Genomic DNA, 12185 nt, shown 5'->3' on the forward strand with positions numbered 1-12185 from the left:
TGCGCTTAGTGCTTGGCTTACCATGGCGCCCTTTGAATTAATCACTGCCTGGTATGGGTAAAAGGTAACGGAATGCTTGAATCCCTAAAAGGGGCATGGCGCTATCGCCAGTTTATTGCCACATCAATACGCCACGAACTCGTGACGCGATTTGCCCGCAGTCGAATTGGCGGGGCCTGGATGATCATTCATCCGCTTTCCATGGTACTTATTTACGCCCTGATACTCTCGGCGGTACTATCGGCCAAGCTGCCCGGCATTGAAAGCCAATACGCCTACGCTATCTACCTCACTGCAGGCATGCTGGGCTGGAGCCTATTCAGCGAGATACTCAACCGCTGCCTTGGCGTGTTTATTGAAAACGCCAACCTAATGAAAAAACTGGTTTTTCCCAAAATTGCCTTGCCCGTTATCATTACCGGCTCCTGCCTGATCAATAACCTGGCCCTGTTCGTGGTCATTCTGGTCGTGTTTGCGGCACTTGGGCATTTCACCCCCAACACGCTGCCCTGGGTGCTGGTGCTCACCGGCATTACCGTATTACTGGCGCTGGGGTTAGGGCTGACGCTTGGCATCCTTAATGTTTTTATACGCGACATAGGGCAGCTTATGCCCATTGTGTTGCAGTTTCTTTTCTGGTTTACCCCCGTGGTGTACCCGGCTGAAATTATCCCGGAATCGCTGCAGGCCATCATTGCCTTCAACCCGCTGTTTCACTTGATTGGCGCCTATCATGATGTACTTGCCTACGGCCAGGCGCCTTCCATGCTGGCGCTCGTGGCGTTGACTGCGCTTGGCGCTGGGCTGGTACTCGTCAGCGCGGTGCTGTTTCGTAAAGCAAGCCCGGAAATGGTGGACGCCCTATGAGCCTTGACCAGACCACAGTAGCCCCCAAGGCACTGCTTGAAGTGCGCGAACTGGGTAAAGCCTACCGGCGCTACCGCAATGAGCTGATGCGCGTGGCCAGCTGGTTCAGCCCGGTACAGCCGCTCGATGAAACCTGGATACTGCGCGATATCAATTTCGATGTTGCCCAGGGCGAAGCCGTTGGCATCGTGGGGCAGAACGGCGCCGGTAAAAGTACGCTGTTGAAAATGATCACCGGCACGCTACGCCCCAGCGAAGGCTATATACGCACCCACGGCCGCGTGGCCGCCATTCTGGAACTCGGTATGGGGTTCAATGGCGAGCTGACCGGCCGCCAGAACGTGATTCACTCCGCCGGGCTGATGGGCTTTACCCACGCGCAGATAGATTCCGCCATGGCCGACATCGAAGCCTTCGCCGAAATAGGCAGCTACTTCGACAAGCCCATGCGCGTCTATTCAAGCGGCATGCAGATGCGCGTCGCGTTTTCGGTAGCCACCGCGTTTCGTCCCGAAATACTCATCGTTGATGAAGCGCTCTCGGTGGGAGACGCCTACTTCCAGCATAAAAGCTTCGACCGGATCCGTGAGTTCCAGCGCCAGGGTACCTCGCTGCTGATTGTTTCCCACGACAAGGCCGCCATACAAAGCCTGTGCGACCGTGCGATCCTGCTGGAACAGGGCAGGGTGCTTGAAGATGGCCTGCCCCAGGACATCATGGATTACTACAACGCGCTCATTGCTAAAAAAGAGAACGACCGGGTAGAGATCACACCGCTTGCCAGCGGCCAGATTCAAACGCAGTCCGGCTCTGGCGAAGCGAGTGTCAAGCAGGTAAGCCTGCATGCTGAAAACGGCAATGCGCTGGATGTCGTGGATGTAGGCCAAGCGGTAGAGTTGCGCATTACCGTAGCCATTAACGCCAACCTGCCCGAACTGGTGGTGGGCTACAAGCTGAAAGACCGCGTTGGTCAAGAGGTGTTCGGCACCAATACCTGGCACACCGGCCAGGTAGAGCGGGAGCTGGTCGAAGGGGAAGAGCTTACCTACCGCATGCGCTTTGATGCCAACCTGGGGCCGGGCAGCTACTCCGTGTCGCTTTCCCTGCACAGCAGCGATACCCACCTATTGAATAACTACCAGTGGGTAGACCATGCCCTGGTGTTCCAGATGGTCAATATGGAAAAAGATTTCTTCCTAGGGAGCAGTTGGGTGATGCCCGCTATTGAGTGTGAGCGCCACGTCGCGATCAGTTCAGAACCTAACGAGTCAGTGTAATGGATTTCTATACCCGATTTACCAACCACTTTCGCGGCGAGAAAGACGCCATCAAAGAACGCCTCAAGGTGTACGTTCCCCTGCTGGCGCCCATCATGGCCCGCTACCCAGAAGCCCTGGTCGTCGATCTAGGCTCTGGTCGGGGGGAATGGCTCGAGTTGATGCAGGAAAAAGGCTGGCCCGCCAAAGGTATCGACACCAACGAAAGCATGGCCCAGGCGTGTAACGAAAGCGGCCTTGTGGTTGAGGTCAATGACGCGCTCAGCGCGCTTCAGCAAACCGCAAGCGATACCCTGGCCGCCATTACCGGTTTCCATATTGCCGAGCACATCCCCTTTGACAGCCTGGTGACCCTGATACAGGAAGCATTGCGCACGCTGGTGCCCGGCGGTGTGCTGATACTCGAAACACCCAACCCGGAAAACCTCTCTGTCGGGCTATGGAGTTTCTACCTCGACCCCACTCACCTGCACCCGTTGCCGCCACCGCTTCTGCACTTTGTGGCCACGGATTCAGGCTATGCCAAAGCCAATATTCTACGCCTGAACGGCCCCAAACCGCCGGAAGGCGACGCCCCGCTGCGCCAGTACATGGATTGGGTGGTGTCCGCCTACCCCGATTACGCCCTGATTGCGCACAAGCACGCCGATGAAGCGAGCGCCCCTTGGTTTGATTACCTGGACAAGCTCACCGAAGCCCAGCAGGGCAGCCTGGAAACGCTGGCCGCCAAGATAGAAGAGCAGACCGAACGGCTTGCTCAGTTGCAACACGCCGAGCAGGAGCGCAAGCACTACCAGCAGCAGACCGAGCGTCTCCAGCAAGAGCTCAATGGTGTGTATGTCAGCCGCTCCTGGCGGATAACCAAGCCCCTGCGCGGGGTCATGCACCTGCAGCGCCAATCATCCATGTCCGGTGGCAAGCTCATGCGCCGCATGGCACAGATTCCCTGGCTGAAGCGGCTGGCGCTAAAAGTGCTCAACCGGTTTCCCGCGCTGAAAGTGCGTGTTTTAAAACGCATGGCTGCAAGCGAAGGCTTGTTCAGTCGGGCAGGGCAGTTCCGTGATGAAGACTTCATCAACCTGGACCGCGATGTTCTCGCCGCTGTACGCCTTGAGGCCGCAGCCCTGCGTGACGCCCCGCTTGCTGAGCGCCATGCGCTAGTGAAAGGCATCCGCCTGGAAGGCCATATCAACGGCAGCTACAGCCTGGCCGCGGTAAATCGCCACCTGCTCACTCGCTTGCAGCAGAGCGCCGACGCCCCCGCCCTGTGGTTGGTGCCTCACGAAAACAGCCTGGAAGAGCGTGTGCGCACCACCCCCGGCGGGGAAGCGGAAACCACACGCCTGAACGGGTTAACCGACCCCGCTGCTTGGCAAGCCCTGCCCGAACAGGCGCGCGTCGCGCTTTATCACCACTACCCGTTGATTGAACCCGACCCGCGCCACGGCCTGCCGATAGCGTTGTTTTTCTGGGAAGAGTCCTGGGTGCCAAGGGAAATGGTAGACACCCTTAACCGCCATTATGCCGGTGTCATGGTAACCGCCTGGTTCGTCAAGAAGGTGCTGATGGACAGCGGCTGCAAGCTGCCTATTCATGTGATTGCCATGCCGCTGGTGGCCAACCCCCTGGCCGCCACCAGCCAGGTAAATGACCTGGCCCGGGTAAGCCAGCACCAAACAGTCAATCTGTTGCATGTCTCCTCCGCTTTTCCGCGCAAGGGCGTGGATATACTGCTTCAGGCGTTCGAGACGCTGGCCACCGCTGACCCCGACATTACCCTGACCCTGAAAACCTTCGCCAACCCCCATAACCAGGTAGATGCCTGGGCAGAGCAGTATCTGAGCCAGCCCGCGCGTGAACGCTTGCATCTCATCGTGGAGGATTACGACGCCGCGCAGATGGCCGCGTTGTACCAAGAGGCTGATATCGTGGTGCTGCCCACGCGTGGAGAAGGGCTTAACATGCCTGCCATTGAAGCGGGCGAGTTTGGTCGCGCGTTGGTGGTCACCGGCTACGGCGCTCACACGGATTTCACCCCGGCCGCGCATAGTGGGTGGGTCAATTACTGCTTCGACCACGCCCAATCGCATTTCAGCGCAGGCCAGGCGGTATGGGCAGAGCCCAGCGTGGCAAGCCTTGTCGAGCAAGTGCAACAGCAAATTACCCAGTTGCGGGGTAAAGGCAAGGATGCCACGGCGTCCGTTGCCAAGCTGCAAGGCGCCATTCAGGAACGCTTTTTTGCACCTAAAGCTACCCACTCGGTAATGGCCGCGTTAACACGCTTGCAGGCCGCCGCGCAGCAGCCTATCCAAGCACTTTCGCTCAGCGTATACACCACTTGGGATGAGCCCTGCGGCATCGCTGAATACAGCCGCCACCTGCTAAACGCCCTGCAAACGGTTGATGAAGCGGCCACCTATATGCTGCACGCCCCAACGTTTGATCAAAAGGGTAACGGGCCAGCCGCCGCCGAAAACGTCACGCGCAGTTGGCAGCGCGGCGAAAGCCCGAGCCTGCAAGAAGCCACCGGCAACGTGGTATGGCTACAGCATCACTTCGCGTTCTACGAGTTGGACCGCCAGCTACACCAGCAAGTGCAGCAGTGCCGTCAGCAAGGCCAGCGGGTATACATTACCCTGCACACCACCCGCCCAGTCATCGACTTCGACGCCACACGCCGGCGCACGGTGGCTGCCACCTTGGCCGCCTTTGACCGCGTATTTGTACACACGCTAGACGATCTTAACTACCTAAAACGTATTGGCGTGACTGACAACATCACGCAAATACCCCAAGGGGTTGATGCGTTCACAGAAAACTACCCCGCACCCGCTCAAGCAAGCCCAGCACCTATTATCGGCAGCTTCGGCTTTCTGCTCCCCCATAAAGGGGTTAACACGCTTATTGAGGCGTTTGCGACGCTGCGTAAAAAGCAGATGGTGCCCGACGCCACTACGCTACGCTTGGTAACCTCTGTGCGTGATGAATCAGGTTCACAAGAAGAATTGGCCCGCTGCCAGCGTACCGCCCAACGTTTGGGAATCGAAAGCTATATTGAGTGGTATACCGACTTTTTACCCTTGGAAGAGGCCCAGCAGCGCTTGGCTGAATGTAGCGCAGTCGTTTTGCCGTACCAATACACACAAGAGTCCAGCAGTGCGGCGGTACGCACAGCCGTCGCTGCATGCCCCAACATCCTCACCACGCCGGCGCCCATTTTCGATGAAGTGAAAGACGTGGTATGGCAAACACAAGGGTTTGATAGCGACGGCATTGCCGAAGGCATCTCACAGGTATTAAATGCCTCGGAAGCACAGCGCAATACCTACCATAGCGCCCGCCAGGAATGGTTGGCCCAGCGTAGCTGGCCAGCGCTTGCGACCCGCTATCAGGGGCTGCTCAGTGCGGCTTTGGTGGACCGGGCGCTAGCTCAAACGACTGAGTGAATTCAGGTTGACACTCAGGTTTGGCCCGCCACAATACCTAACCTAATAGGCTGCTCCTTGGAGCAGCCTACACTCTCGCGCGTGTTAATTCCGCGGCCAATGCACACCTACTACCAAGAAAGGAACTACGTCATGAATGCGATCGTGACAGGAATAACAGGCCAGGACGGCGCTTATCTTGCCGAGTTGCTGCTTGACAAGGGATACACTGTATACGGCACTTACCGCCGTACCAGTTCGGTCAACTTCTGGCGGATAGAAGAACTGGGGATCGAAAACCACCCCAACCTGCACCTGGTCGAATACGACCTGACCGACCTCTCCTCAAGCATCCGCCTGGTGCAGCAGTGCAAGCCTCGTGAAATTTACAACCTGGCTGCGCAAAGCTTTGTTGGGGTATCGTTCGACCAACCCCTGACTACCGCTGAAATTACCGGTTTGGGCGCGGTCAACCTGCTCGAAGCGATCCGCATCGTGGACTGTTCCATTCGCTTCTATCAGGCATCCACCTCCGAAATGTTCGGCAAGGTGCAGCAAGTACCTCAGACCGAAGCCACCCCGTTTTACCCCCGCAGCCCTTACGGCGTGGCCAAGCTCTATGCCCACTGGATGACCATTAACTACCGCGAGTCCTACGGCATATTCGCCACTAGCGGGATCCTGTTCAATCACGAATCGCCCTTGCGTGGCCGTGAATTTGTGACCCGCAAGATTACCGATGGCGTTGCACGCATCAAGCTGGGCAAGCAGCAGTGCCTGGAATTAGGCAACCTGGATGCCAAGCGCGACTGGGGCTATGCCAAAGAGTATGTGGAAGGCATGTGGCGCATGCTCCAGGCCGACACCCCAGACACCTACGTGCTGGCCACCAACCGTACCGAAACCGTGCGCGATTTCGTCACGCTGGCCTTTAAAGCGGCAGACATTGAACTACGCTGGGAGGGGCAGGACGAAAATGAGTTTGCCGTGGATGTCGCTACTAACAACAAGGTGGTCGTGATCAATCCGCGTTTCTACCGCCCGGCAGAAGTAGAACTGCTCATTGGCAGCCCCGCAAAAGCCACCCAAGAGCTGGGATGGAAACCCGCCACCAGCCTGGAAGGGCTCTGCAAGATGATGGTGGAAGCCGACCTCGAGCGTGTTAAAAACGGCATCGACGGCTAAGCACCACGCGCTACCTACATACGCTATTCACTGCAAGGAGGCCGCGATGACGACCTGTCTGGTAACGGGCGGCAGCGGCTTTACGGGCCGCTACCTGATCGCCCATCTAAAGCGTCAAGGCCACCGCGTGGTGGCCCTGGCAAGCCAGCCCTGCGGGGCGGATGAAACCCACCACGTAGACCTTAACGACGCCCCTGCCGTGCAAAAAGTAGTGCGCCAGGTTGTACCCCAGCAGGTGTACCACCTGGCCGCGCTCTCCTTTGTAGGTCACCCCACGCCGCTGGACTTCTACCAGGTGAATGTGCTGGGTACCGACACCCTGTTAAAGGCGCTGAGCGAACTGCCCACGCCCCCACGGGTGCTCGTTGCCAGCAGCGCCAACGTGTACGGCGCCAATGGCCAGGCGGTGATTGATGAAAACGTGCCCCCGGCACCGGTTAACCACTACGCCAATTCAAAGCTCGCCATGGAGCACACGGCGCGAACCTACGGCGAGCGCCTGCCGCTGCTGATCACCCGGCCGTTCAACTACACGGGCCCTGGCCAGGCGACGCACTTCCTGGTACCTAAAATTGTTGAACACATCAAGCGTCGCGAAACCGTCATAGAACTGGGAAATACTCATGTGAGCCGGGATTTCAGCGACGTGCGCGATATAGTCGCCGTGTATGCTCACTTACTGGCTAAATGGCCGGAAAGTGCGCCCAGTGGCAGTCTGCTTAATGTGGGAAGTGGCCAAGCGGTTTCATTACATACGCTGATCAAAATGCTGGAAGGGTTAGCGCAGCATAGGTTGGAAGTAAAGATTAATTCTGCTTTTGTGCGCCAGAATGAAATTCCAGAATTAAAAGCGTGCACTCAGCGTTTAAAGGCCTGGATGCCCGAATTGGTGCGGCATTCCCTGGAGCAAACTCTACTTGATATGCTGAACGTCGACTAATCGCTTGGAAGGAAACGGTGTTTTTTATTGGAAGTTTTTGTGAAATATGGCAAGCTTGAACTAAGATAAATGGTTGGCTAAGGTAAAGTTGTCACCTGATGGCAATCATTAAAAGTATAATGAGTGAGCAAAAAAGTATATGAAGCGCAGGGAAAAACATGTGCAGGGTCACAATGTTGCGTATTGAAAAGGGTAAATTAGATAGCGTGCTAGCATGTGGTCTAAAGAACTCTGGCATTGGAAACTTGACATTGAAAAGAGGCCAAGCCGAATAATATTATGCCACTAAAGTTGCAAAGTGGCGTTTGGCAATGAGGAAATAGTCCGTCAAGGAAAATTTAAACCAGATCAGTGCTATTGACTTACCCTGCCTGCTGCGGTTAAAAAGTGACGGTTAATATTGGTACGTGAAGTAATTGAAAAGCACCAGATTACGTTACGGATTAAGTGTTCGCCGATAATTCAGCGAAGCCTAAACCGAAACACAAGGGATGAGTATTAGCGTTGGTGAAAAAAACACCAGCCTAGTTCTCTGGAGCGAGGCCTCGCTCACGGCCGCGCTTGCCATACAGGCGTATGCGTGGCTAATGTCGATTCGACACTTAAATATGGAGTTATATAAATGGCTTTATCAGATATCCAAATCCAGCAGCTTTACACGGCCTACTTGGGTCGTCCTGCTGATCAGGCAGGTATCAACTACTGGCAGGAAGCGAACGTCAGCGAGTCTGAGCTGCGTGCTAACCTGGCCAACGACAATCAGCCGGAATACGTTGAGCTTTACGGCGACCGTACCCGTGAAGAGCTGGTAACTGCTATTTACGAAAACATGTTCGGTCGCGAGCCGGAAGAAGCTGGCCTGGAATATTGGGTTAGCGGTGACGGTGCTTCCGTACCTGCCAGCGAACTCCAGCAGCTTTTCATCTCTGCCGCTTCTGAAGAAGACGCTGCTAAGTTCAACGCACGTGTTGAAGAAGACCTGGGTAACGTTGAGCCGCTTCCTCCGCAGCCGGGTACTGACGAAAGTATCCGCCTGACCCAACAAGCTGACGACTTGGAAGGCACAGACGGCGTAGACACTACGTTCGTTGCCCCGGTTACTCAGAACGAAACCGGTTCTGGCCAACTTGCCAACACCTTTGAAACTGGCGACGTACTGGACGGTGGCACAGACAGCAACAACACCCTGCGTGCTGACGTAATTGCTACCGGCACTGTCAATGACGTAGGTGGCGTTGCGATTTCTGCTGAAACCAACAATATCCAAAACGTTTTTGTCCGCGCTCAACAGCCGCGTGACGACTCCGCTAACAACACCACTTACCAAGCGACTATCGACGCTGAGAAAATGGCTGGCGTTGAGCAGTGGTGGACCGACAACAGCCGTGCCGATGTTCGCATTGAAGACATCCGTACGCGTCCTGTCGACACTATCTTCGGTATGGAGTCTACTGACCCGGAAGTTGGCTACGAAGCTTACTTCAACCCGCTGTTCATGGAAGGCGGTCAAACGTCTGAGTCTCAGCTGGTCATTCAGATTGCTGAACTGACTAACGGCGCGGTTAACACCGAAGCACAGCTGGCGAACATCAGTGTTAACTCACTGTCGTTTGAGCTGGGCGGCGAAGAAATCACCCTTTCTTCTGACGCTATGGCCGCAGCTAACACGTGGCAAGAGCTTGAAACAGCACTGGTAGAAGCACTGGCCGAAGAAGGCTTGAGCGACCTGGAAGTGACCCTTGGCGAGAATGGTCAATTCCTCCTGTTTGACTCTGAAGGCCGTGCTTTCTCTGACCAGGGTGGCTTCACCGCATCTGCGACCACCAACCAGCAGATCGATATCCGCAACAGCATCACGCAAGAGATCGCAACTCAGGATGAGCCGACTCAAACCACACTGATTCTTGACGGTGCGGGTAACGGTTCACGCGGTGGCGACGTTAACATCGCTGCAATGTCTGGCGACCGTGGCGTTGAAGTATTCAACGTTGAAGTTGACCGCAGCAGCCACCTGAAGAGCATGCGCTCTGAAAATAACCCCAACTCAGTAGTAGACTCTTTCGCTGCCGAACAGCAGCTGGAAGAAGTTTACCTGACGCACGTTGACGGTGGCGCACAAGGCACGTTCCAACTGGGTGCTCGCACTGTTGACGCACTGGGCGTTTCTACCACTATCGACGACCGTCTTTCTATCAGCACTGAAGAAGATGGTGCTGGTAACAGCGGCCTGCATGACGTTCGCGTATTTGACGCAACTGGCTACAGCTCTGAAATCAAGCTGGCAGCAGAACTGTCCATCGATGTATTCGACAAGTACTTGGCTGATGCCATCGAAACTGAAGAAACAGTACAGTTCAGCTACCTGCTGGGCGACGGCGGCAACAACCTGAGCCTGACCGTTGACAACGAAATTGCTTCCGACCCCGATTTCGCTCTGGAAATCGTTGGTGGCGACAGCAACGACCGCGTTAACCTGACTGACCTGGCAGTGAAAAACTCTACCAGCGTTGATTTGGAAGCAGGCGATCAGAACACCGTAGAAATCAACACCACTACGGGTGCAAATGCTGACGCAGGCGGTAACTTCGCGGCTTCTGGCGCGACTTACTCTGCGGCGCAAACTGCTTTCGGTGAGTTCACTAACATTAACCGTCTGGTTATTGCTGGTGACAACGACACACGTCAGAACATCGTTAACGGTAACATGACTGCAATCGACGGTCAGGAAATCGTTATTGCTACTGAAAGCGAGCAGCAGTTCACCGTTCAGCTTGATTCTGTTGGCAATCCAGTACTTGATGGTGATGGTAACGAGGTCCTCGTGCCCGTACTTGATGCCGCTGGTAACCCGGTGTTTGAAGCTGCCGACACTGATATCGTTTCAGCGCGTATCGATACTGAGCTGACCATCACTGGCAAAAACCAGACACTGGGTTCTCAGAACAACAACAACGACCAGTTTGTTGGTACCGTTAACGTTCTGAACACTCGTCCGATTCCGGGTCAGAACAACCTGGAAGTTGATCTCGACAACACTGCACGCTTGAACGGCACGCTGACTGTTGAAGACTTCAATATCGGTACTACTGCTGGCGGCACCAGCGCTGTAAGCGTTCTGGACCTGACTTCTAGTGGTCGTCGTAACGTTGATAACCTGGTTCAAAATGCTGCTCTGGCTGGCGTTAACACCGTCAACTTGGACGGTACTCAGAACCTGGATCTACACATTGCAAGTATGGCTGGTGGCAACTCCGTTGTTAACGGTTCCGAGCTTGGTGGTGATCTGGATCTGGCCATGAATGCTAGCATCCTAAACGGCGCTGCGGACGTGCTGACCGGTACTGCAGCAACTACCGATACGCTGGCTATCTACGGTACTGATGCACAAGCAAGCGTTACTGGTTTCGAAAGCATTCAACTGGGCCTGGCAGCTAATAACCAGTTCGTAGGCGCTGTTGCAATTGCAGATCGCGGCTTCGCTGGTACTTTCAACGCTTCAGCTGTATCCGGTGTTGAGCAGTACAGCATTGCTGGTCTGTCTGGTGCTGCTGAGCTGATCAACTTGTCTGGCTCTGAAGTGATTAACGTAGCGGCAGCCGAAGCTGACCAAGACCTGACGCTGATTGCCAATGACCGTGCAAACGGCAACGAAATCACCGTTAACTTTGCAGGCGACTACAGCAGCGAACTGTCTGTTCAAGACTACCGCACTGTAAACCTGGGCTTGGCAGCTGGTGACTACGACTTCGATCTTGATCTTGAGACTGAGAACGGCACCAACGCTGACACTACCTACGCGCGCACTCTGAACGTGACTGGCGGCGGCTTCGATGGCGACGATATCTCTACCCTTGATATCGATAACCTTGATACTGCACTAACACTGGTTGACCTGTCTGGCTACGTAGGTAACCTGGTTAATGCACAGTGGGATTCCGCAGAAGGTACCAACGCAACAGTCGTAGCTAACGCTTACAACTTCCGCTTTGACGTTGCTGTTGGTGCTGATCGTGATAACGGTGTAGAAGGCGATGCCACTAACTTCATCACTCGCTTCGACTTCAGCACTGATGCAGCTGAACAAGGTGTTGTTTGGCAGATTGATGGCTTCCAAGTGTTTGATCAAAATGACATTGGTCTGAGCGACCAGTCCATCATCGACCTGCGTGACCTGGGTGTTACCAGCGCTGCTGATATCACGATCAGTGATGCGGGTGATTTCTGGAACAATGTTCTGGATGCTGAAGGTCAGCAAAATTACATCGAGCAAGGTTATGCAGCCGCTGATTTTGCTGCTGGCGATACTGTTGTAACCTCTAACGACGGTCTGGATTTCACCATTCTGCTGAACGGTGTTCTCAATACTGACCTCGTTAACGAAAACTTTGCAGGTATCGCGTAAGCTGCCATTGGCAACTTATTGACTGCACAGTAGTCGTACTAAGGCCACCCTTCGGGGTGGCCTTTTTATTGGTGGGCAGGTTTAATACC

Annotated in this window: 6 protein-coding genes; all 6 read left to right on the forward strand. The window is 55.1% G+C overall.

Annotated features, from left to right (window positions below; translation table 11 throughout):
* The first annotated feature begins 72 nt into the window (after positions 1-72).
* The 6 genes from ACT3T6_RS09225 (at position 73) to ACT3T6_RS09250 (ending at position 12096) form a co-directional block, all read left to right on the forward strand.
* Entirely contained in the window at positions 73-867 is a 795-nt protein-coding gene (locus tag ACT3T6_RS09225; protein WP_193055026.1) for an ABC transporter permease, read from the forward strand.
* A complete protein-coding gene (locus ACT3T6_RS09230) occupies positions 864-2144 on the forward strand; it encodes an ABC transporter ATP-binding protein (protein WP_193055027.1) in 1281 nt (426 codons plus the stop codon). The genes ACT3T6_RS09225 and ACT3T6_RS09230 overlap by 4 nt, the downstream gene beginning before the upstream one ends.
* A complete protein-coding gene (locus ACT3T6_RS09235) occupies positions 2144-5590 on the forward strand; it encodes a glycosyltransferase (RefSeq protein ID WP_193055028.1) in 3447 nt (1148 codons plus the stop codon). Before ACT3T6_RS09230 ends, ACT3T6_RS09235 begins: the two co-directional genes overlap by 1 nt.
* A 132-nt stretch (positions 5591-5722) precedes the next feature.
* Positions 5723-6754, forward strand: a complete 1032-nt coding sequence (gene gmd, locus ACT3T6_RS09240) for a GDP-mannose 4,6-dehydratase (RefSeq protein ID WP_193055029.1) — start codon at positions 5723-5725, stop codon at positions 6752-6754.
* A 46-nt stretch (positions 6755-6800) separates the two neighbouring features.
* Positions 6801-7694 (forward strand): NAD-dependent epimerase/dehydratase family protein, encoded by an 894-nt coding sequence (locus tag ACT3T6_RS09245; protein ID WP_193055030.1) that lies wholly within the window; start codon positions 6801-6803, stop codon positions 7692-7694.
* A gap of 622 nt (positions 7695-8316) precedes the next feature.
* Positions 8317-12096 carry a DUF4214 domain-containing protein gene (locus ACT3T6_RS09250; RefSeq protein ID WP_193055031.1) on the forward strand — a complete coding sequence of 1260 codons (3780 nt, stop codon included), beginning with the start codon at positions 8317-8319 and terminating at the stop codon, positions 12094-12096.
* Positions 12097-12185 lie beyond the last annotated feature (89 nt).

This window comes from Halomonas sp. 72 (assembly GCF_052379785.1).
Lineage (GTDB): Bacteria > Pseudomonadota > Gammaproteobacteria > Pseudomonadales > Halomonadaceae > Vreelandella > Vreelandella citrativorans.

Excerpts from the sequence above, each read along its gene's own strand:
- ACT3T6_RS09225 (WP_193055026.1), top strand. The coding sequence starts at position 73 with ATGCTTGAATCCCTAAAAGGGGCATGGCGCTATCGCCAGTTTATTGCC.
- ACT3T6_RS09230 (WP_193055027.1), top strand. The coding sequence starts at position 864 with ATGAGCCTTGACCAGACCACAGTAGCCCCCAAGGCACTGCTTGAAGTG.
- ACT3T6_RS09235 (WP_193055028.1), top strand. The coding sequence starts at position 2,144 with ATGGATTTCTATACCCGATTTACCAACCACTTTCGCGGCGAGAAAGAC.
- gmd (WP_193055029.1), top strand. The coding sequence starts at position 5,723 with ATGAATGCGATCGTGACAGGAATAACAGGCCAGGACGGCGCTTATCTT.
- ACT3T6_RS09245 (WP_193055030.1), top strand. The coding sequence starts at position 6,801 with ATGACGACCTGTCTGGTAACGGGCGGCAGCGGCTTTACGGGCCGCTAC.
- ACT3T6_RS09250 (WP_193055031.1), top strand. The coding sequence starts at position 8,317 with ATGGCTTTATCAGATATCCAAATCCAGCAGCTTTACACGGCCTACTTG.